18 protein-coding genes are annotated in these 20,573 nt (G+C 59.9%); 5 read left to right on the top strand and 13 right to left on the bottom strand.

Going from position 1 to position 20,573, the window contains the following annotated elements:
* Positions 1-42 precede the first annotated feature (42 nt).
* The 5 genes from GWQ31_RS02430 to GWQ31_RS02410 form a co-directional block, all read right to left on the bottom strand.
* A complete protein-coding gene (locus GWQ31_RS02430) occupies positions 43-675 on the bottom strand; it encodes a tetratricopeptide repeat protein (protein ID WP_219597653.1) in 633 nt (210 codons plus the stop codon).
* 1 nt (position 676) lies between these two features.
* Positions 677-1,546 (bottom strand): SDR family oxidoreductase, encoded by an 870-nt coding sequence (locus GWQ31_RS02425; RefSeq protein ID WP_275908548.1) that lies wholly within the window; start codon positions 1,544-1,546, stop codon positions 677-679.
* Between the two features lie 70 nt (positions 1,547-1,616).
* A complete protein-coding gene (locus GWQ31_RS02420) occupies positions 1,617-2,273 on the bottom strand; it encodes an iron-containing redox enzyme family protein (protein WP_275908547.1) in 657 nt (218 codons plus the stop codon).
* Positions 2,270-3,766: an AMP-dependent synthetase/ligase gene (locus tag GWQ31_RS02415; RefSeq protein WP_275908546.1), complete on the bottom strand. Its 1,497-nt coding sequence runs from the start codon at positions 3,764-3,766 to the stop codon at positions 2,270-2,272. Before GWQ31_RS02415 ends, GWQ31_RS02420 begins: the two co-directional genes overlap by 4 nt.
* Positions 3,763-4,407, bottom strand: a complete 645-nt coding sequence (locus GWQ31_RS02410) for a thermostable hemolysin (RefSeq protein WP_169045582.1) — start codon at positions 4,405-4,407, stop codon at positions 3,763-3,765. Before GWQ31_RS02410 ends, GWQ31_RS02415 begins: the two co-directional genes overlap by 4 nt.
* Before the next feature lie 238 nt (positions 4,408-4,645).
* Between GWQ31_RS02410 and GWQ31_RS02405 the strand changes: the two genes are divergently transcribed.
* The 3 genes from GWQ31_RS02405 (at position 4,646) to GWQ31_RS02395 (ending at position 7,414) form a co-directional block, all read left to right on the top strand.
* A complete protein-coding gene (locus GWQ31_RS02405; RefSeq protein WP_219597650.1) occupies positions 4,646-5,284 on the top strand; it encodes a class I SAM-dependent methyltransferase in 639 nt (212 codons plus the stop codon).
* A 74-nt stretch (positions 5,285-5,358) separates the two neighbouring features.
* Positions 5,359-6,588 carry a winged helix-turn-helix domain-containing protein gene (locus tag GWQ31_RS02400; protein WP_275908545.1) on the top strand — a complete coding sequence of 410 codons (1,230 nt, stop codon included), beginning with the start codon at positions 5,359-5,361 and terminating at the stop codon, positions 6,586-6,588.
* 49 nt (positions 6,589-6,637) lie between these two features.
* On the top strand, positions 6,638-7,414 hold the full coding sequence (locus GWQ31_RS02395) for a transporter substrate-binding domain-containing protein (protein ID WP_275908544.1): 777 nt from the start codon (positions 6,638-6,640) through the stop codon (positions 7,412-7,414).
* Between the two features lie 174 nt (positions 7,415-7,588).
* On the opposite strand, the gene GWQ31_RS02390 is transcribed toward GWQ31_RS02395, so the two are convergent.
* Entirely contained in the window at positions 7,589-8,230 is a 642-nt protein-coding gene (locus GWQ31_RS02390) for a TetR/AcrR family transcriptional regulator (RefSeq protein WP_265422804.1), read from the bottom strand.
* Positions 8,231-8,324: 94 nt separating this feature from the next.
* On the opposite strand from GWQ31_RS02390, the gene GWQ31_RS02385 reads away from it, so the two are divergent.
* The gene (locus GWQ31_RS02385; protein ID WP_275908543.1) at positions 8,325-9,023 is read left to right on the top strand and encodes a hydrolase; all 699 of its coding nucleotides are present in this window, start codon (positions 8,325-8,327) and stop codon (positions 9,021-9,023) included.
* 148 nt (positions 9,024-9,171) lie between these two features.
* Here GWQ31_RS02385 and frdD read toward each other — a convergent pair whose 3' ends face one another.
* The 7 genes from frdD to mscM all read right to left on the bottom strand — a co-directional run bounded on the left by frdD (position 9,172) and on the right by mscM (position 19,008).
* Positions 9,172-9,528, bottom strand: coding sequence for a fumarate reductase subunit FrdD (gene frdD, locus GWQ31_RS02380; RefSeq protein WP_168236496.1), 357 nt, complete (start codon positions 9,526-9,528; stop codon positions 9,172-9,174).
* Between the two features lie 11 nt (positions 9,529-9,539).
* Positions 9,540-9,938, bottom strand: a complete 399-nt coding sequence (locus tag GWQ31_RS02375) for a fumarate reductase subunit C (protein ID WP_275908542.1) — start codon at positions 9,936-9,938, stop codon at positions 9,540-9,542.
* Positions 9,939-9,954: 16 nt separating this feature from the next.
* Positions 9,955-10,689: a succinate dehydrogenase/fumarate reductase iron-sulfur subunit gene (locus GWQ31_RS02370; protein WP_169045585.1), complete on the bottom strand. Its 735-nt coding sequence runs from the start codon at positions 10,687-10,689 to the stop codon at positions 9,955-9,957.
* Positions 10,682-12,466: a fumarate reductase (quinol) flavoprotein subunit gene (gene frdA / locus GWQ31_RS02365; RefSeq protein ID WP_059111472.1), complete on the bottom strand. Its 1,785-nt coding sequence runs from the start codon at positions 12,464-12,466 to the stop codon at positions 10,682-10,684. Before frdA ends, GWQ31_RS02370 begins: the two co-directional genes overlap by 8 nt.
* A 516-nt stretch (positions 12,467-12,982) precedes the next feature.
* The gene (locus tag GWQ31_RS02360; RefSeq protein ID WP_099994083.1) at positions 12,983-14,860 is read right to left on the bottom strand and encodes a methyl-accepting chemotaxis protein; all 1,878 of its coding nucleotides are present in this window, start codon (positions 14,858-14,860) and stop codon (positions 12,983-12,985) included.
* 117 nt (positions 14,861-14,977) lie between these two features.
* Positions 14,978-15,703 (bottom strand): glycerophosphodiester phosphodiesterase, encoded by a 726-nt coding sequence (locus tag GWQ31_RS02355; RefSeq protein WP_275908566.1) that lies wholly within the window; start codon positions 15,701-15,703, stop codon positions 14,978-14,980.
* Between the two features lie 23 nt (positions 15,704-15,726).
* Positions 15,727-19,008: a miniconductance mechanosensitive channel MscM gene (gene mscM, locus GWQ31_RS02350; protein WP_275908541.1), complete on the bottom strand. Its 3,282-nt coding sequence runs from the start codon at positions 19,006-19,008 to the stop codon at positions 15,727-15,729.
* A gap of 155 nt (positions 19,009-19,163) precedes the next feature.
* Between mscM and GWQ31_RS02345 the strand changes: the two genes are divergently transcribed.
* On the top strand, positions 19,164-20,501 hold the full coding sequence (locus tag GWQ31_RS02345; RefSeq protein WP_275908540.1) for an MATE family efflux transporter: 1,338 nt from the start codon (positions 19,164-19,166) through the stop codon (positions 20,499-20,501).
* The last annotated feature ends 72 nt before the right edge of the window (positions 20,502-20,573 follow it).

Here is a 20,573-nt window from a genome sequence, read left to right as displayed (position 1 = left end):
AGCGGGCGGGCAGAGTTTACATCACTGATTTATCAGGGTGATTTATAGCTTGGCGAGCCGGTCGCGGATTTCGAGGCGACGGCCCTGATCTGCCAGCTCGCGGCCGGGGCGGTCCGGTGCGGCCAGCGCCTTGTCCAGATAGGTTTTCGCTTCGGCTTTGCGACCCTGATCCAGCAGGAAGTCGCCATAGAAGAAGTTGGGATCTATGCCGGCGGGGTTGAGTGCCAGCGCCTGCTTGAGCAGCTCCTCTGCCTTTTCATCATCGCCAAATCCCACCGGCCAGCCCGGTACCTGGTAGTAGAGTGAGCCCAGACTGGTGTAGGCAGAGCCTTCCAGCGCCTTGGGATCCTGCTTGAGGGCGATCTCCAGTTTGGCCTTGGCCTCTTTCACCAGACCCAGGGCATCAAGCCCACCCTTGGCGCCGGCCCAGGTGCTCTTGACGATGGCCGACCAGATCAGCAGGTCGGTCCGAAAGGCCTCTTTGGCGCTGGCCTGATCGGCCTGGCTGCTCAGGGTTTCAAGGCAGCTCTCCTTGGCCTTGCCGGTTTGCTGGTACTGGCAGACGGCCCACTGTTGCTGGATCGGAATAAGCGCATCATCCGCAGCCGCGACACAGCTTGAACCCAGCAGGAGGGCGATGGCACAGGAGGTGGCAGAGTGAAGGGAAAAGCTCATATCAAGGTTCCTTTTTGGTCGGGTTCGGGCGGGACAATGCCGGTTGCGGCGCAGCGCTTGCGCTGGTGTCTGCCGTCCTTGGTGGAAGGTGGCGGGCGTAGCGTTCAATGATGGGCAGTTGTTTGGCCAGCGCCCGATCGACGATGTCGGGCAGCAAGGCATTGAGCCGTACGAACAGTTTTTCCGGCCAGCCGAGCCAACTGCGGCGGGTCTCGTTGCACAGGGCGATGACGGCGGCTTCGGCAACTTCCTGCGGGCTGTCGGTCTGGGTACCGAGCTCGGCATTCATCTCGTATGCTGCTTCTGAGTTGAGACGGGTACGGGTCGCACGGGGAGCGAAGTGCAGCACCTTGATGCCGGAGCCTTCCAGTTCCCGCCCCAACGCTTCGCTAAAGCCGCGCAGAGCGAACTTGCTGGCACAGTAGACGCTGTAACCCGGATACCCTATTGCACCAAAGCTGGAGCCGATATTCATGATGATGGCGGGTTTGCGCAAATGGGGCAGCAGGGTGCGGGTAAGCTGAATAGGGGCCTCAATATTGAGCAGCAGCTGACGCTCCACCTGCTCGGCGCTTTGATCTTCCAGCCAGGCGAACTGGTTGCAGCCAGCGTTGTTGATCAGCACATCCAACCCCTCTTCCAATGCAGGGTGTTGCAGCAAACGGGCCCGTTCCTGGTGGGATCCCAGATCGGCGACCACTGTCTGGTGGCGTTCCGGATGGGGGAGCTCCTTGCAGAGGCGATCCAGCACGCTGGCTCGGCGGCCGTGCAGCAACAGGTGTGCCCCCTGCGCCGCCAGCTCCTGGGCCAGTGCTTCGCCTATCCCGCCGCTTGCGCCCGTGAGCAGCACTCGCTTTCCTTGCAGTTTCATAGGGTTGGGGTTCCTGTTCCTTTATTGATCCTGCCGTGGGTGAGCGACATGTCTTTCTCCCTTTGCCGTCTCATTGCGGGTTGTTTGTCAGCTGATAGAGCATGTCGGCATAGAGGCGATAAACCACCTTGGCCGAGTGGATGATGGCGGCCTGATCGGCGGGATCTTCCACCCGGTTCATCAGGGACTCGAAGAACTTGAGATGCTCCTGATCCAGGGTGCCGTGGGAACTCAGGTAGCTCATGGCCTGGGGGGGCAGACCGAGGCCAGCCTTCAACTGGTCGGCCACGGTCAGAGCGATGGCGACACTGGTGCCTTCCAGCACCTGCACCATGCCGAAGAATCCCATGGGGTTGCCGCGCTGGATCTGGTCATAGAGAAAAGCCACCATCAGCTCGATGGGCAGACCGGGCTGGCCATGGCGCACCGCCTCGGCATCCCCGCCACAGGCGCGGATATCGTTCAGGATCCACTCCTGATGGCCGTACTCCTCCTCGATATATTCGGCAATGGCGCCCCGTACCCATTCGTACTCCTGACCCAGCTTGCCGCCTGTGGCCATCAGCAGAGGTACCGTATGGCGCACGTGGTAGAAGGCTTGAGACAGAAAATCAACATAGGTGCCGCGGGAGATATCTCCCTTGCGGCACGCCTCTATGATGGGGGCATTGAACAGATGTTCCCGTGCCGATGCGGTAGCGTGTTGCAGCGTGTGATAGAAGCTCATGAGGTCTCTCCGGTAAGGCATTGGCTGATTTGACGGGAAAAGTGGTGATAGATCCGCTCGCGGCGGGGGCGACCATTGGCGGTCAGCAGATCGGGATGCTGATCCAGTGTTACCGGCAGCCAGTGATGGATGCGGGCATAGTCGGGCAGGCGCTGATTGAGCTGCTCAACCTGTTGCGCCAGCTGGGCGTCTGCACCGGGTCGCGACTGGATCAGGGCGACGTTGGCGGGCTGGCCATCGCCGAAGATCACGATGCGGGCAATGGCCGGACAGAGCTGGGCTTCGGCCTCGACCCACTCGGGGGAGAAGTTGCGGCCAAAGGCGGTGATCTGCACGTTCTTCTTGCGCCCCGTGATGTGCAGGTAACCCGCCTCATCCAGATGACCCAGATCGCCGGTGGCGATCTGCACGGTAGAAGGGTCATCGGTAGCAAACCGGGCGGGTTGTTGTTCGTCTGAGCCCAAATAACCCAGCATGGCAGCGCCCTCCACCAGGATCTCGCCATCAGCGGCGATCTTGATCCGGCAGTGGGGCAGGGGCTGACCCACGCTGCCGAGGCTGTGGTCATCAGGCCCATTGAGTGCGACGACGGAGCCGCATTCCGACAGGCCATAGCCTTCAAACACCGGCAGCCCCAGCTTGCGGGCGCGACTGATAAGCTCGGGGGCGACCTTGCCGCCGCCCACGGCGACGAAGCGCAGGCTGGTGAGACGTTCGGCCAGTGCCACATCGGCACTGCACAGGGCGAGCAGCAGGCGCAGCAACTCGGGCACCAGCACCAGGCTGTGGGTGGGCCAGCGCAGCAGGGCCTGGGTCAGGGTGGCCGGATCCAGCTTGCTGGAGCCGGAAAATCCCAGTTCACCCAGCGAGGGAATACGGCTGCAGGCACCGGTGAGCAACGGCACGTAGAGGCCGGTCAGGTTCTCCAGCAGAGTGGTCAGCGGCAGCAGGGTCAGGTGTTTCTCTACCTGCGCCGGGGCGACTCGCCGGGCCAGTGAATCACAGACCGCCATCATATGTTCAAGGGAGAGACAGACCCCCTTGGGTTGCCCCGTGCTGCCGGAGGTGTAGGTTATCTTGGCGGTACCAGCGGGCAGGGTGGGCACCCGTACCGGCTGGATGCGCCACAATGGCAATTCACCCACTGAGAGCAGCAGTGGCGCACTTGCCTGCCAGCCTTGGTGATGAGGGCCGATCAGGGCATCTGCGCCGCTGCTCTCGAGCAGCCACTCCTGCTGCTCCGGGCTGAAAAAGTGCGGCACAGGAATGACCACTATGCCTGCCTTTGCGCAGGCGAGATCGATCAGCGCCCAGGGCAGGCCGTTATCCAGTTGCAGTGCCAGCCGGGCAATGCCTGCCTGTTGCAGGCGATCTGCCAGTTCGATGATCTGCTGCCACAAGGCATGGTAGCTGAGGCGATGCCCGCTGCTGGTCAGCGCCGTGCTGTGCGGATCACTGTGGGCGAAGTGGGCTATCCGGTCGAACAGCATCATAAGGCGCTCCGCTGCGGGCAGTTGAACAGGGATGGCATGGGGGCGAGCAAGGAGAGCAGCAAGCTGCCCTGGGTCAGGGCTTGCCGCCCCTGATTGAGGTCACCCACCATCACCTTGGGCTGGCAGTGGTAGTAGGCTCCCCAGGCATTGGCATCCTCTCCGACCTGGTCGGCCCTGGCGGGGGCCAGCTCGATCAGGCTGAGACTGAGGCGATGAAAACTGTTGCGCAGTTTGGCTGTGCTGGTGAAGACAACGTGATCGAGGGCGTTGTCGCACAGCAAACGACACAGCGCCGCAAACATCAGGCGGGCATTGCCCGGTTCGCTGCAGGCCAGATTACCGACCTCGACGATGCGATCCCGCCGGGCACGCACACCCAGCCGTGTCTCGATGGCTGCCTCTATGGGCTGATCCAGATACTGTTCCAGATAGAGGCGCTCCTCGCTGGCCTGCTTGAGGCCACAGGCGCCGACCAGCAAGCCATCGGCCCGGTAGAGACCCAGCAAGCAGGGCAGGAAGTGGGGGATACGGGCATCGAATTCGTGGCTGTAGGCGGCCTGAATATAAGCCTGCAAGGCCATGACCTGTTCCGGTGTGTCGGCCAGGATCAGCCGGTAGGGGGCTTGAATGTCTGTGGTCATGGATGGCTCCTTCTTGTCTGTTAGGGTCAGACTAAAGGGGCAAACTTAAGAAACACTTAAGAGTGGGAAGAACAGCCTCATTTTTACCCAAAGGAACAGAAAATAGCCGCAACTAGCGGGGCTGCAGGCGGTTATTCCATGGGACAAAACCCCTTGTCAGCGGCCGCCTGTGCAGGCAAGCTGGCGCCCATTTCGAGCCCATCCCGGATTGGGCCTGTCACTCTCGTGAGGAAATCCCATGTGCCCGTCCCCTTGCCCGCTGTGCGGTGCAGTCGATTCCTATGCGCTGCCGGTGGCCGGCAAGCATTACCATCGTTGCCGGTCCTGCGAGCTAGTCTGGCTGGATGGCGCCGATCATCTGGGGCCGTCAGCGGAGAAGGCGGTGTATGACGGACACGACAATCAGGTGGACGATCCCCGCTACCGCCATTTTCTGATGCGTGCCTTCGGCGAGGTGCTGAGCCGGGTGCCGCCACCGGCCAGCGGCCTCGATTTTGGCTGTGGCCCCGGGCCTGCGCTGATCTCCATGGGGCGGGAGGCGGGCTACCAGATGGCGGGTTATGACAAGTTCTATGCAGATCTTCCCGACTTGCTCACCCGCCAGTATGACTTCATCACCAGCACTGAGGTAATCGAGCATATCGCCGACCCGCGCGCTGCACTGGACGTGCTCTGGGGCTGCCTCAAGCCCGGCGGCATCCTGGTGCTGCAGACCCAGCGGGTGCTGGACGATGACCGTTTCAAAACCTGGCGCTATCGGCACGACCCGACCCACATCGTCTTTTTTGCCGAGGCCTCGTTTCGTGCTCTGGCCATTCGCTGGCAGGCCGACGTCCTGTTCCCCCATGGGGATGTGGTCGTCTTCACCAAACCCTGAGCAGGGCGTTTTCATTTGGTCATGAGTTGGGCATGCTGGTGGCTTTAAACTCTGGAACGGATGCCCCTATTTCCATGTCGATCCCTCATTTGTCACTGCAAGATGCCCGCCACCTGCAGCTCGTAGCCCAGGGGCTGCTGACCCCGCGTCGTGCCAAGGCCATGCCTGCGGATCTGCTGGCGACCATTCGGCGTATGGCGCTGCTGCAGATAGATACCATTTCAGTGGTGGCGCGCAGCCCCTATCTGGTGCTGTTCAGCCGACTGGGGCAGTACGATCCTCGCTGGCTCGAACAACTGTTGGCCGAGGGGGACATCTTCGAGTATTGGGCCCATGAGGCCTGTTTCATTCCCCGCGAGGATTACCGCCTGCTGCGTCATCGCATGCTGGATCCTGCCGCCATGGGCTGGAAGTTTTCGGCCAACTGGCTAGCCACCCATCAGCAGGAGATAGGCCAGATTATCGAGCGTATTCGCCAGTATGGCCCGGTGCGGGCCGCCGACTTTGAGCGCAAGGGGGAGAAGGGCAACGGCTGGTGGGACTGGAAGCCGGAGAAACGCCATCTTGAGGTGCTCTTTACCGCAGGCCAGCTGATGGTGCGCGAGCGGCGCAATTTCCAGCGAGTCTATGATCTCGCCGAACGGGTCATGCCCGACTGGTGTGACGAGCGGGATTTGCCGAGCCAGGAACAGGTCCGGCGGGAGATGGTGCAGGCAAGTTGCCGCGCCCTTGGGCTGGTCAAGACCGGCTGGGTCGCCGACTACTATCGGCTGCGCCGCGGTAAATACGATGCCCTGCTCCATCAGCTGGCGGACGAGGGGGAGCTGTTGCCGGTACGGGTGGAAGGGTGGCAGCACGGTGCCTTTGTTCATGCTTCCCTCGCCGATGAGTTGGCCATGGCCCGGGCCGGTACCCTCAAGGCAACTCACACCACGGTACTGTCGCCGTTTGATCCCCTGGTCTGGGATCGCAAGCGGGTCAGCGAGCTGTTCAACTTTGACTATCGCATCGAGTGCTATACCCCGGCGCCAAAGCGCCAGTATGGCTACTTCGTGTTGCCGCTGCTGCACCGTGGCAAGCTGGTAGGGCGCATGGATGCCAAGGCCCATCGCCAGCAGGGGATCTTCGAGATCAAGAGCCTCTATCTGGAAGATGGGGTGAGAGTGACCCGTACCCTGGCGCAGGGTTTGGCCAGAGCGCTGCAAAAGCTGGCCGACTGGCATCAGACGCCGGCCCTGCAATACGGCGTCATTCCCACGCCCCTGCTGGCGCTGTGGTGTGACACAGTCAGGTCTGAGACATGAGGGGACTGGCCGACTGAACTAAGTTGCATAGGTAGTCAAGGAGGGGGCAATGAACCGAACAATCTTGCTGTTGATGGGGCTGGGAGCCAGCAGTCTGGCTCAGGCGGCCGAACCGCAGGTGCAGATCTGCCTGGGGGAGGGGAACGAATGGGCTCCCTTTACCTATTGGGAGCGCAAGGATGGCGAACCCGATACCAGCCGACTCACTGGCTCGGCCACTACGCTGGTGCTCGAGTCCCTGAAAAAGCTGGGGATCTCATACCAGATCCGCTATCTGCCTTGGGCGCGGGTACAGCAGGAGCTGGCGGACTATCGTCAGAACGGCCTGTGCGAGCTGACCTGGGATGCCAGTTACAAGCCGGAGCGGGCCGAATATGCCCTCTACAGCGTGCCGCTCTACTACACCCACCTCGGTTTTTTCTATCTCAAACGTCGCTTCCCCGAGGCGCCGGATCTACAAACGGTCAATCGCTCCCGTGTGTGCGGCGTGATTGGTTACAACTATGCCCCCTATGGCTTGACGCGGGAACCCCATCTGGTCAAGCAGCTGCAGCAGGCGCTGGATATGCTGGGGCGGGATCGCTGTGATTTCTTGCCAAGTGAAATAGAACCGCTGGTGAGTGGAATTGGCCTTGGCATCTATCGAAGTGAGAGCGGCCTGCTCAACCTCTCCCTGCCCAGCCGCAAAGGCTTCTATCTGTTGGTGAGCAAGGGCTCCCCGCGCGGGTTCGAACTGGTTACCCGCCTCAATCAGGTGCTGATCTCGTTTCAGGACAGCGGTTACAGCGACGAGGTGATGCGCAGCTTCCTGCCGCCGATGGAGTGAGAGCCATCCACACGCCGGACATCAGGCCCGGTTTTTGAATGACCGGGATGGGACCGGCGGGAAGCGGGGTACTCTCGGCAGGTCGCCGCTGTCAGATGCCGCCCAGCCCTTTGCCTGCTTGGGCAGGCCTAAGCGCCTTTGCCGTGACGTCGAATCCTTGTTGATAGTGTGTGCCTACCCTCGCATCAAACCAGGCAGCACCAGCGCAACGGCCGCGGCGATGCGCTCGCGGATGTCGCTGCCCGGCGCCAGCAAGCCGAGTGCCATCTGGCGTAGCGGCTCCGCCATGGTCATCGCCAGCAGCAGGTCACTGGTTTGTGCGACGTCGAGCGCGCGTAGCCAACCCAGTTGCTGCTGGCGCTGCAACCAGTCCGCCAGCGTCGCCCTGCCGCGCGCAATGCCGTTGTCCTGATAGGCCGCCAGCAGTGCATCCCGCCCCTGAAACTCATGTTGCAGCAGCCGGAACATGCCTACCGCCGGCGCGCTCAGCACCTGGCTCGCAATGGCCTGCAACCCCTGCTCCAGCATCTCCCCCAGGGCATCGGGGCTACCGGCATCCAGCTCGAATGCCGGTTGAAATGCATCGGTCCAGCTGCGTACCGCCTGTGCCACCAGCTCGTCGCGGTTGGCGGCGAAGCGGTACAGGGTCTTCTTGGCAACCCCCGCCTGTTTGGCTACCGCATCCACGGTTGCGGTGGCGTACCCCCCTTTAAGCAACAAGGTCAGCGTTGCCTCGACCAGAGCGGCGCGCAGGTCGGATTCCGGGGTGGCCGGCCGGCCGCGTGAACGTACTATGTCATTGGATTGGTTTGACATGTTTGGCTCCTGGAAAGCATTGACAGACACAGCATACAGGCATAGCTTAAATTAAGAAACGAATTTGGTTTCCAAATTAAATCGGAGTCACATCATGAATCCTTCCGCTTTGCTTGCCCCCTGGGGCGTCAATGACATCAATGAGTTGCTCAGGCTGCAGCCGCTGCGCCTGGAAATGGGCCTGACCCGCAGTACCGACGGCTTGCTGACGGTCGCCATCCGCACCGATCTGCATGGGTGCAAGGGGCGCATGCTGGATTGGTGGTTCACGTTTTTCGAGACGACCCAGCACATCAAGTGGTGGCACCCGCATGACCACGTCGAGCACCGGGGCTGGGACCATCACTGGAAAAAAGGGGATCGCTATGTGGGGGCCAGCATAGATGCGGTGGAGTGGCTTGCCGAACTGCCGCCGGTGGCGGCCCGCCTCAAGTTTCACAGCGCCGAAGAGGTGTTCGCCCCTCAATCGCTACACGAGGCGTGGGAGACGCAGGCACTGTCTGCCGCCATTTGCGCTCGCATCGGCTTTGGCGATCAGGTGGCTCTGGATGAGCAGGGGGCGCCGCTGGACGGCGAGATGCTGCACCTGGCGCGCGATACCCCTTATGGTTGCGTGCTGCGCAGCCGCTTCCTGCTGGGCAAGGCCTGCGCCAATCCACTTGATGAGGTGCCGGACGAAATCGGCTTCAATCTGATGCGCCACTGCTATAGCGAGTTCAGCTATCTGGCGCAGTTTTTGCCGTCGCTCTATTATGCGGAAAACGGCCGTGAATCCGCGCCGCAGCTTTGGTGAAGACGCGCCCATGGTTGGTGCCAACAAGCGTGGGGTGTCTGGTCCCATAGAAGGGGCAAGACTGGCCATCGGAGTGGTTCGTTAGCCGTCGGAGGAGTAATAAAAAACCGGGCACTTGGCCCGGTTTGGTCAATCAGTCACGCTGTGATTACTGGAGTACCAGCACCATCAGCAGACCGACTGTGATGGCGGACACCAGGAAGGCGAAGCCATAGAACACATAGTGGTGCAGCTTGGTGGTGTGGATCCCCAGATCATGCAGACCGTGGTAGATACGGTGCATGCCGTGCCAGATCGGCAGGGCGATGATCACCAGCAGTATGCAGGCACCCCACCAGGAGCTGGCGAATGCGTGGACACGATCAAAGCTCATGGTCTCCACGTCCATGATACCCATGGGCACCAGCAGACCTGTGATGAGGACAATCACCGGCAGCAGCATGGCAACCACCATGCCACCGGCACCAAACAATCCCCAGTAGATGGGCTCGTCAGAACGTCTCATTATTAATCTCCTCAAGCCACGATGATCAGGATCAGCAGGGATACCACCGCCAGCGCCACATACTGGGCGATAACGATCGGCTTCTCCGGCACCAGGTCTTCACCACGGAAGATGCGCATGGCCTTGGGCGCCAGGGCGAACCAGGTCTTGGCGTGAAACAGGCAGGCTGCCAGAGCGACGACGTGGAACAGGATGGCGATCGGGCTTTGCAGGGATTCCAGCCAGCCGTTGAACGCTTCCTGACCCTGAACCAGTCGCAGCAGACCCCACATCAGCACGACGGCATAGATGGAGACGAAGATACTGGTGCCTTCACGGATCATGTAACCGGTGTAGAAGGCATTCTTCAGCCACCAGTCTTTCTTCATTTCGCGGACGTAAGGCTTACGTTTGCTATTGGTGTTGTTCATGGTCTCATTCCTGATCTCAATCTGGCTTGAACATGGCGATCATGTAGTCCTTGGCACTCTCGACCTTGCCAAGCTGAATGGCTGCAGCCGGATCCACGCCCTTGGGGCAGACATCGGAGCAATAACCCACGAAAGTACAACCCCAGACGCCTTCGTCCTGGCTGATGATCTTCATCCGCTCTTTGGACGCGCTGTCACGGTTGTCGACGTTGTAGCGATAGGCCAGCGCCAGCGCCGCAGGACCGGTGAACTTCTTGTTGATGCCATACTGCGGGCAGGCGGCGTAGCACAGGCCACAGTTGATGCACATGGAGAACTGGTGATATTTCGCCATGTCGGCCGGGGTCTGGGTGTACTCGCCATCACACAGGCTGCGCGGTTCGCTCGGGATGATGTAGGGCTTGATGCTCTCCAGCTTCTCGATGAAATCGGACATGTCGACCACCAGATCGCGCTCGATCGGGAAGTTGTTGAGCGGCTCGATTTTCATCTTGCCCGGCAGATAATCGCGCAGGAAGGTCTTGCAACCCAGCTTGGGAATACCGTTGACCATCATGCCGCAGGAGCCGCAGATCGCCATCCGGCAGGACCAGCGGAAGCTCAGGGTGGAGTCGAGCTGATCCTTGATGTATTGCAGGGCATCCAGCAGGGACATCTCTTTCAGGTAAGGCACCTGAAAGGTCTGCATCCAGGGCTCGTTGTCCTGCTCCGGGCGATAACGCAGGATTTCAATTTCGATCATCTCAGCCATTCTTCTTAGCCTCGTCTTGTTTCTCACCCTCGGAACCGTACACACGCTTGGCCGGTTGGGATTTAGTGATCTTCACATCGGAGTAATCGATGGTCGGGGCGCCTTCCTGGTTGTAGAAGGAGAGGGTGTGCTTGAGGAAGTTCACGTCATCACGCTCTTCATAACCGTCCAGACGCTGGTGGGAACCGCGGGACTCTTTCCGGTTGAGAGCGGAGTGCGCCATGGCTTCGGCCACGTCCAGCATGTAGCCCAGTTCGATGGCGTACAGCAGATCCGTGTTGAAGACAGAGGACTTGTCGTTGATCTTGACCTTTTTGTAGCGTGCCTTCAGCTCGTTGATCTTGTCGATGGTGCCTTGCATCAGCTCTTCGGTACGGTAGATACCGACACCGGCTTCCATGGACATGCCCAATTCGTTGCGGATATCGGCCGGGTTTTCGGTCCCGTCTATGTCCATCAGCGAGAGGTGCTGCTTGATCAGTTGCTCGGCCTTGGCGGCCAGCGCTTGCGTGTCGCCGTGGGCTTGGGTCTTGGCGAATTCGCCGGCGTGCTCACCCGCTACCTTGCCGAACACCACTATCTCGGACAGGGAGTTGGAGCCCAGGCGGTTAGCGCCGTGCAGACCGACGGAGGCACACTCGCCCAGGGCGTACAGACCCGGCATGCGGGTAGCACACTGACCGTTGGTTTCGATACCACCCATGGTGTAGTGGGCAGTCGGACGTACCGGGATCGGCTCCTTGACCGGATCCACACCCACGTAGGCCTTGGCCAGCTCGCAGATGAAGGGCAGACGCTCTTTCAGATACTTCTCGCCGAGGTGGCGCAGGTCGAGGTGAACCACGTCGCCCATCGGGCCTTGGATCACGCGGCCTTTCTGCTGCTCTTGCCAGAATGCTTGGGAGAGACGGTCACGGGGACCCAGCTCCATGTGCTTGTTCTTCGGCTGGCCGACCGGGGTTTCCGGGCCCAGACCATAGTCTTGCAGATAGCGGTAGCCATCCTTGTTGACCAGAATGCCACCTTCACCGCGACAACCTTCGGTCATCAGTATGCCGGTGCCAGGCAGGCCGGTCGGGTGATATTGAACGAACTCCATGTCGCGCAATGGCACACCATGGCGGTAGGCCAGGGCCATGCCGTCACCTGTGACTATGCCACCGTTGGTGTTGTAGCGGTAAACACGACCGGCGCCACCTGTAGCCAGAATGACAGACTTGGCCTGGATGAAGCGGGAGATGCCGTTCTGGATATCGAAGGTCAGGACGCCCTGGACGCGGCCATCTTCCACGATCAAGTCCATGCAGAAGTGCTCATCGAAGCGCTTGATGGTTGGATACTTGATGGAGGTCTGGAACAGGGTGTGCAGAATGTGGAAACCGGATTTGTCAGCCGCGAACCAGGTGCGGGGGATCTTCATCCCGCCGAAGCGACGTACGTTGGCTTTGCCGTCCGGCTTGCGGCTCCAGGGGCAACCCCAGTGCTCAAGTTGAACCATCTCTTTGGTGGCATTGTTGACGAAGTAGTCGACCACGTCTTGCTCACACAACCAGTCGCCACCGGATACGGTGTCGTTGAAGTGGTTTTCGAGGGAGTCATCATCACGGACAACACCGGCGGCACCGCCCTCTGCGGCCACTGTGTGGCTGCGCATCGGGTAGACCTTGGAGATCAGTGCGATCTCCAGCTCCGGGTGGGCTTCTGCTATGGCGATTGCGGCACGCAGGCCACCACCACCGGCACCGATGATGGCGACATCGGTCTTGATAATATCCACATCTGCCTCCTTAGGGATAGATTTGCTGGGCACGATTTTGCTCTATTAAAAAAATTCAGGCTTGATGCAAGTCAAACTGGTTTGTTTTAGTGCTTGGCAATGGTGAGTTTTATTAAAATCACCCCATTCCTTGGATGAAAACGCCGTAATTATCGCCATCCTTCAGTTATCGGTATCAGCCGCTGTCATTGCTATGGTTATTTTAAGCTCAGGATTATACGTAGTTTTCTTTCAAAAAAATGAGAAACACCTCTCTTTTTAGGTATTACCCATAAAGTTTTTAAGTTTTTTATCAAAAATATTTAATAAGAATTATTCACTGATTCGTGTTGGGTTATTTGAGTTAAAAAAACTAATCCAAGTGCGGAGTGGGATTTGTCGTTTCATGACGGAGAACTGTGCCGGATGAGCATTTATTTCCTCATAGTCCAGACGATTCATGTGGTAATAACTATTGAAACAAAAGCATTTTTTCATAAAAAAAGGGGCCTGCATGGCCCCTTTGGTTTGTGCTGATCAGATGCGGAACATGCCGACCTGATTGCTCAGTTCACCTGAAATATTTTTAAGTTGTTCAGAGAGGTTGCGTGAGCTGTCGGCATCGACTGCCAGCTCGTCGGAGACATCCTTGACCGCCTGGATGTTGCGACTGACTTCGTCGGTGACGGCACGCTGCTCCTCGGCGGCACTGGATATCTGGGTCGCCATGTCGGAGATCTGGTTGATGGAGGTGGTGATTTGCTCCAGTGCCTGCGTAGCGTCGTTCGCATCTTCCACGCTGTTCTGGGCCAGCAACTGGCCTTCGTGCATGGTGCTGACAGCGCCCTGAGTATTACGCTGCAGCGTCTCAATCATGCTGCGGATCTCGACGGTGGAGCTGTGAGTACGTTGTGACAGCACCCGCACCTCGTCGGCGACTACGGCAAAGCCACGACCCTGCTCACCCGCCCGTGCAGCCTCGATGGCGGCGTTGAGCGCCAGCAGGTTGGTCTGCTCGGCGATCCCCTGGATGGTCGAAAGGATGGTGTTGATCTCCTGGGCGTTCTTCTCCAGTTCCTGAATGATGCCGGAGGCCTGTTTGACCTGAGTGGCGAGATCCGTGATGGAACGCTGGTTGCGGGCGATGACTTGCTTGCCATGCTCACAACTGCTGGAGGAGCTGCGGGCCGCATCGGCGGTCTGTTCGGCGTTGTTGGCCACTTCCACCGCAGTAGCTGACATTTCGTGCACTGCCGTGGCGATCTGGGAGATCTCGTTTTGCTGACGTGCCAGACCCTGACTCGATTTCTCGGCCATGTTGTGGGAGGACTTGGCCTGGTGGTTAAGCTGACCGGAGGAGTTGGAAATATCCTGCACCATCACGTGGATGCGATCGATGAAGGTGTTGACGTGCTTGGCTACAGCACCCACCTCATCTTCTCGCTCAATCTTGATGCGGCGAGTCAGGTCACCGTTGCCACGGGAGAGGTCGGCAATGGCTTCCCCCAGGGTTTTCAGCGGAGCCAGTGAACCGTTGATGGCCACATAGGAGAAACCGGCCACGATGAGAATGGTCAGCAAGCCTTGCAGCAGGGCGGAGGTGACCATGCGGGAGACGGACTGATAGGCCACGGCTTCGTCCACCATCATGCCGTAATACCAGTTGGTATTCGGGATCGCGTTGAAGTCATAGACCTCTTTCTTGCCGCTGATCACCAGCTCATTGATCATGCCATCGTGAGCCACCTGGTTGATGTAAGCCGCTGTCAACTCAGGTGCCAGACTGGTGGCTGGCTTCAGACTCAAGGAGGCATCGGGATGGGCGATGATGGTGCCATTGCTGTCTACCAGAATGGCGTAGGTGCCTTCTGTGGTGACCGCCAGAATGTCAGAAACCAGCGAGCTGATGGAGAGGTCTCCGGCGATGACCCCCTGGGTATTGCCACGCTGGAAGGGTTCGGCAATGGTCACGATCAACTGGCCAGTGGTGACGTCTGCATAGGGTGAGGTGATGGCCAGTTTGCCCGCAGCCATTGCATCCTTGTACCAGGGGCGTTGGCGGGGATCGTAACCTGCCGGCAAGTCGGTCGGTTTACTCTGGATCATGCGCCCATCAGTGGTGCCGGCATAAACCAGGTCAAAGCCACCCGCGTTCATGGATTGAGCCAGATGGCTGATCGGCTCATCTTCTTTGGCGAAGGCCTCCTTGGTGGAGGTGACCATGTTGATCCTGGCATCGAGCCAGCGGGAGATCCCCTTGACGTTGGCCACCGAGCTTTCGTCAATGATATTCCATACCAGCCGTTGGGTTTCGCTGCGCAGTTGGGAGGTGTTGTACCAGACTTGCAGGCCTGTGATGACCAGGATAATGACCCCGATGGCGAGGACAAGTTTGTTCTTGATGGATAAGTTCATGTGTACATCCTTGTGAGCGTCAGTCTGCGATGTGAGGTGTTATTGTTATGAGCCAACTCTTATCGGCCAAAGTTGAACTTTTTGTATCCCGGTGCGCACTTAAATTTATAGCCTAAATCAGCGCTTAGGGATCTCCTGCCGAAGTAATGAGTCCCCTTGCTTCGGGGGCAGGAAGCGATCCGGCCGGTTGGTAAATATGCCGTCAACCCCCATGGCCGCCAGTGCGGTCAGATCGTCCCCATGATCGACCGTATAGACCAGCACTTTCAATCCGCGGTTGTGGGCATCCTGCACCAGTGCCTCATCGACGAAGTCCACATCACAGTTGAGAGACCAGGCGCCGAGCTCGGCAGCAAAGCGCGCCAGGGTGAGTGGTAGGGTAGCGGTCAGCGCCCCAAGCCGGATCTCGGGTCGCAAGGCAGCGAAACGGGCCAGTTCCGGGTGGTGGAAGGAGGAGACGACCCACTTAGCCGGTGTGAAACCCAGTTCGGCTTCGGCGCGCCGGGTCAGCAAGGCCACCTCGCTGGCAGTGTGCGCCCCTTTCAGCTCTATGTGCAGCTCGGCGCGACCGGCAATGGTTGTCATCACCTGCCACAAGGTTGGGATTGACTCCCCTTGTCCGGCATCCAGACTGGCCAGATAGGCGCAAGATTGGGCTGTCAGCACGCCACTTCCGTCAGTACAGCGCTCGAGCCGCCGGTCGTGGAATATCCACAGCTCGCCATCGGCCTGCTGCACGTCTATCTCGATGGCTTCAGCCCCCAGTTCCAGCGCCAGCCTGATGGCCTTGAGGGTATTTTCCGGCGCCAGGCCACTGGCCCCGCGATGGGCGATGATCTGCATCATATAACTCCTTTATGTCCTGATCAGGCGCGGCTCAGTCGAATATCGATCTGCTGGTGCGGCAGTCCCAGACCTTGTTGCTGCAGTTTCTCCAGCACCAGCGAGTGTACTTCGTGGGTGATGGGCATGCGGTGATCCATGCTGTTTACATAGAGCCGCATTTCGTAGATCAGCGCCGAATCGGTGAATTCGATCAGGAACACCTCGGGGGAGGGGGTCTCCAGCACCAGAGTGGAGGCCTTGATCGAATCTTCCAGAATCGTCTGTATTCGTTTGGGATCCTGAGTCAGGCCGATGCGGATGCGCAGTTTGACCCGGGTGATGGAATCAGAGAGCGACCAGTTGATGAACTGCTCCGTGATGAAGGCCTTGTTGGGAACAATGATCTCCTTGCGATCCCAGTCCACTATGGTGGTGGCGCGGGTTTTGATCTTGGTCACTGTGCCGGTCAGCTCGCGGATGGTGACAGTGTCGCCGAGCCGGATCGGCTTCTCGAACAGTATGATGAGGCCGGAGACGAAGTTGGCGAAGATCTCCTGCAGGCCGAAACCCAGGCCGACCGAGAGGGCTGCCACCATCCACTGCGCCTTGGACCAGTCGATACCAAGAATGGAGAAGCCGCTCAGCGCCCCCACGACCAGCACTATGTACTTGGTGACAGTGGTGATGGCAAACCCTGTGCCCGGCGACAGGCTCAGGTGCTGGAGCAGGGTCAGCTCCATCAGGCCCGGCAGGTTGCGGGCAGTGACCACCGTCAGTATGAAGGTGAATGCCGTCAGCATCAGATCCTGCAGTGTGATGGGTGAGAGCTGCTCTATGCCGCCAATCTTGCTGGTGACCTGCCACACTTCGATGCTGCGCAGGAAACTGAACGCCGAGTTGAGCTCAGACCACTGCACCACCAACAGCATGGTGAATCCCAGCATCAGCAGGGTGCGCACCAGCCCCAGCGACTGGGCACTGATGGTGTCCAGATCCAGCTCGGTATCTTCCACCACGTCCGGTATCTCGGAGCTGAGCTCGTCGTTCCCCTCTTCCCGGCCGCGTTGGGCCAGTATCTCGGCCCGTTTGCTTTTGGCCCGATCGAAGGCAAGACGGCGGCGCTGGATCAGCATCCAGCGGTGGGCCAGATAGTAGATGAGCAGGCAGCCGAGCCCCATCAGCAGGCTGAGCTCCAGCTGACGCAGCAGGATGCGGGAGGTGTAGAAGTAGCCGAGCAGGGAGCCGATCACCGCCAGCAGGGGGGCCAGCATCAGGCTGTTCCAGATGAAGTGGTGCAGCAGATGGGGCTTGCTCATGTCGGCCTGACCCCAGGTCAGCGGCAGTCGCTCCCGGTTGAGGCGGGCAAAGAACAGCAGCAACCAGAGGGCGCCAACGATGAACGCCATCCGGCCGAGGGAGTCATAGAAAGCGTGTTCCTGATAGCTGTTGGCCATGCCCTGCACGAAGAAGCTGGGAATGATCACCAGCAGCAGGGTGCGAAACTGGCTCCACACCTTCTGCACCCACTCTTTCTGCCAGCGAAAATGCAGGATCAGTATCCCTTTTTCCAGCGTCAGGTGGCGCGCCATCAAGAGTGCCAGCAGCAGGAACCAGATTTCACTCAGACCCCGGGCGACCGCCACCGCGAACGGGTATTGCCAGGCGCCGTCGAGCAGGCCATGCACCATCAGCACCATGGCGGGCAGGGGCAGGGAGGCAAGCAGAGAGCGCACCAGCAGGCGGCTGGTGAGGCTGAACTTGTCCTGGGTCACCTTGCCGATGCGCGGCGCTATGTGCTGACTGTAATGCGTCAGGTGGCGGGCGAGCTTGAACCAGCACCAGGCCAGCACCAGTATGCCGATACCGGCCAGGGTGAGGGTGATGGGATTGTTCTCGGCGATGGCTTGCGGCAGTTGCAGCCAGTTGGTCGGGTTGAAGGCAAGGCCGAGGGCCGCCGGAATGCCGAGCAGCACGGTCGGGGTGAGCGGACGCACATCCGGCATCCAGAACAGGTGGCTGGCGCTGAGGTCGCGGATCTCGTCGATCTTGCTGTTCTGGCGGCTGTAGAGCAGCTTGAGACGGGTCTGCTCCTGGATCAGGCTGTCGGACGCGTCATTGAGACGGGTCAGCAGTTGCCGTCTGGCTTTAAGCAGATTGTCGAGCACCGCCTGCTGGGAGCGATCGAGCGCCACCTCGTCGGTGGCCATCAGCCGCTCGCGCATCTGGCGCGGATCCTTGAGGGCATCCTGCTCGGTTTCGTACTGGTATTTGGCCATGCGGGCGTTGACGATGGCGGACTCCAGCTTGTCGAGCGGGAAGTAGGCGGGCAGGTCGGAGAGCTTGCTGCGCAGGTTCTCGCCGTAGGCGTTGCTGATCTGCAGCCATTCCAATTGCTCCCGTACCGAATTGACCAGATCGTTCAGGGCCGACAGGTTCTGGTCGACGGCCCTTTGATCGTCCTGTACCCGCTCTATCTGATCTTCCAGCGCACCCAGCTGGATGGAGAGGGCCTGGTTCTGCTGTTGCTGCTCCAGCAGCAGCGGCATGTCGGAGGTGAGCTGCTTGCGCAGCCGCTCGCTTTCGGCCAGCGCCTGCTCCGTCTTGTCGCGACGCAGCTGATTCTGCTGGTTGAGCAGGCTGGCCTGCCACTCGTCTTCATCCGTGATGGCCAGATTGAGCTCCTGCAACTTCAGTTTGCCGAGATCGTTGCGCTGCTGGGCGGAGAGCTGCTCCAGCTCCAGCATCTGGATCCGGTCGGCGAGGCTCTGCTCCTTGAGGCGGGTGGCCAGCCGCTGGGCTTCCTGCAGGCGATCCGACTCGCTGCTGAAGCTGAGTCGGTCGAGCAGAGTGCGGGTCTGCTGCAACTGCTTGCGCAGCTCGTCGACCCTCAGGTGGTACTCCTGGCCCGTGCTCTCCAACTGGTTGAGGCTGTCCATCACAGCCTGACGCTCCTTGCGCAGGTTGAGTTGACGGTTGCTGCTCAGGCCGATGGCCTGGCGCAGGGCTTCTTCTTTCAGGGAGGAGAGGGACGGGCGGGACTGGGGCTGGTAGTTGTGCAGGCTCTCCTTGAGGCGGGCCGACTCCTTGGGGTAATCAATCAGGATTTGCTGATAGGCCTTGGCCTGCTCACGATAGCGCTGGGCTTCCCGGGCAAACTGCAGCGCCTGTTGATAACTCTCCCGCAATTTCTGGTTTTCCGGCGTGTCCGTCTTGGGGACGCTCTGCAGCAACTCCTCTACCTGGGTGATGGCGTCATCGGCCTGGACGAGCAGGGGAAAGAGAGAGAGGGAGAGCAGCAGCAGAGAGAGCAGGCGTTGCAACATGGCGCACGTTTCCGTTCATGAGAGGTCGCCCTAGCCTAAAGCAGGGGCCGGAGCGGGTAAAGTTTTCCATATTAATGATTTGTAACATAAATAACGGGCGATCCTGGCCTTGTTTGGCTATGATTCTGGCCGTTTCTCCCTCCTTTGAGCATCTTATGTCTGCAGTCGATCTGGGCACGGCCCCACTCTCTCGCCTGTTTTTGCGCTACGTCACGCCGACCGTGGCCGCCATGCTGGTCACCGGCATCTATGTCACCATAGACGGCATCTTCGTCGGCCATATCCTGGGTCAGGACGGACTGGCGGGCATGATGCTGGCTTATCCCATCTGCGCCGTGCTCTATGCGGTGGGGGCGCTGATCGGCATGGGCTCCTCGTCGCTCGCCTCCTTCTACCTCGGCAAGGGGGAGCAGGCAACTGCGCGTCACATCGTCGGCAATGCGCTGGTGATGGTGCTGATGGCCTCGGCCGTGCTCACCTTTATCGGCATTCGCTATGGTGAGGCCATGCTCTCCTGGATGGGAGCCGAGGGGGAGATCTTCAACGCCGGCATGGCCTACCTGCGCTGGTATGCCTTGCTCGGGGTATTTGCCGTGCTCTCCATGGCATTTACCGCCTTGCTGCGCAACGACGGGCGACCGGGTCTCACCACCTGGATCCTGGTCGGCGGTGGCGTGCTCAACGTGCTGCTCGACTATCTGCTGATGGCAGTCATTCCCTGGGGACTGGCGGGGGCGGCCATTGCGACCATGCTCTCTCAAGCCGTGACCGGCGGACTCTGTCTGTGGCACTTTTTCACCCCTCGCAGCCAGTTGCGTATTCGCTGGGATACCCTGACGCCGAACTGGCGGCTGATGGGAGAGACACTGCGCCTCGGGGTATCGAGCTTTCTGATGTATCTCTACCTGTCGGTGGTGCTGGCGCTGCACAACAAGGCGCTGCTGGCGGTGGGCACCTCGCTGCACGTGGCAGCCTATGGCGTCATCAGCTATAGCGAAGCCTTCTTCTATCTCATCTTCGAGGGGATCGCCATGGGCATACAGCCCATCGCCAGCTTCAACGCGGGGGCGGGCAACTGGCAACGGGTGTTGCGGGTGCGCAACCTGGCGCTGGGGGTCACCCTGTTGGTGGCACTGTGTGGCGTGATCCCGCTCTATCTGTGGCCTGAGGGGGTCGTCTACCTGTTTGCCGGCGACAATGCAGCCCTCTTGCCGGTGGCGAGCCTCGGCATCTGGCTCTACTTCTGGGGCCTGCCGATGGAGGGCTTGCTGCTGGTGGGGGCAACCTACTTCCAGGCCATCAACCGGGCGCGCATCGCCTCCCTGCTCACCGGCGGCAAGCTGGTGCTGATCGGCGGCTTCCTGTGGGGCTTCTCCTCCCTGTGGGGGGTATCAGGTGTCTGGCTGGCGTTGCCGACTTGCAGCACTGTGCTGGTGCTGGTGATGTGGCGCGCCATGCGCAAAGAAGCGGGATTGCACATTTCCGCCCATTGAGCGGTATCCCCAAAACAGAAAAAGGCAGCCCTGGCTGCCTTTTCTGTTTTATCCGGTCTGCTCATCATGGCT

The organism is Aeromonas sp. 2MA4 (assembly GCF_029237305.1).
GTDB classification, from domain to species: Bacteria; Pseudomonadota; Gammaproteobacteria; order Enterobacterales; family Aeromonadaceae; genus Aeromonas; species Aeromonas salmonicida.
This window is presented reverse-complemented; position numbering and strand designations above follow the sequence as displayed.

Coding starts and splice junctions, on each gene's coding strand:
- GWQ31_RS02430 (WP_219597653.1), bottom strand. CDS start 675: ATGAGCTTTTCCCTTCACTCTGCCACCTCCTGTGCCATCGCCCTCCTG.
- GWQ31_RS02425 (WP_275908548.1), bottom strand. CDS start 1,546: ATGAAACTGCAAGGAAAGCGAGTGCTGCTCACGGGCGCAAGCGGCGGG.
- GWQ31_RS02420 (WP_275908547.1), bottom strand. CDS start 2,273: ATGAGCTTCTATCACACGCTGCAACACGCTACCGCATCGGCACGGGAA.
- GWQ31_RS02415 (WP_275908546.1), bottom strand. CDS start 3,766: ATGATGCTGTTCGACCGGATAGCCCACTTCGCCCACAGTGATCCGCAC.
- GWQ31_RS02410 (WP_169045582.1), bottom strand. CDS start 4,407: ATGACCACAGACATTCAAGCCCCCTACCGGCTGATCCTGGCCGACACA.
- GWQ31_RS02405 (WP_219597650.1), top strand. CDS start 4,646: ATGTGCCCGTCCCCTTGCCCGCTGTGCGGTGCAGTCGATTCCTATGCG.
- GWQ31_RS02400 (WP_275908545.1), top strand. CDS start 5,359: ATGTCGATCCCTCATTTGTCACTGCAAGATGCCCGCCACCTGCAGCTC.
- GWQ31_RS02395 (WP_275908544.1), top strand. CDS start 6,638: ATGAACCGAACAATCTTGCTGTTGATGGGGCTGGGAGCCAGCAGTCTG.
- GWQ31_RS02390 (WP_265422804.1), bottom strand. CDS start 8,230: ATGTCAAACCAATCCAATGACATAGTACGTTCACGCGGCCGGCCGGCC.
- GWQ31_RS02385 (WP_275908543.1), top strand. CDS start 8,325: ATGAATCCTTCCGCTTTGCTTGCCCCCTGGGGCGTCAATGACATCAAT.
- frdD (WP_168236496.1), bottom strand. CDS start 9,528: ATGAGACGTTCTGACGAGCCCATCTACTGGGGATTGTTTGGTGCCGGT.
- GWQ31_RS02375 (WP_275908542.1), bottom strand. CDS start 9,938: ATGAACAACACCAATAGCAAACGTAAGCCTTACGTCCGCGAAATGAAG.
- GWQ31_RS02370 (WP_169045585.1), bottom strand. CDS start 10,689: ATGGCTGAGATGATCGAAATTGAAATCCTGCGTTATCGCCCGGAGCAG.
- GWQ31_RS02360 (WP_099994083.1), bottom strand. CDS start 14,860: ATGAACTTATCCATCAAGAACAAACTTGTCCTCGCCATCGGGGTCATT.
- GWQ31_RS02355 (WP_275908566.1), bottom strand. CDS start 15,703: ATGCAGATCATCGCCCATCGCGGGGCCAGTGGCCTGGCGCCGGAAAAT.
- mscM (WP_275908541.1), bottom strand. CDS start 19,008: ATGTTGCAACGCCTGCTCTCTCTGCTGCTGCTCTCCCTCTCTCTCTTT.
- GWQ31_RS02345 (WP_275908540.1), top strand. CDS start 19,164: ATGTCTGCAGTCGATCTGGGCACGGCCCCACTCTCTCGCCTGTTTTTG.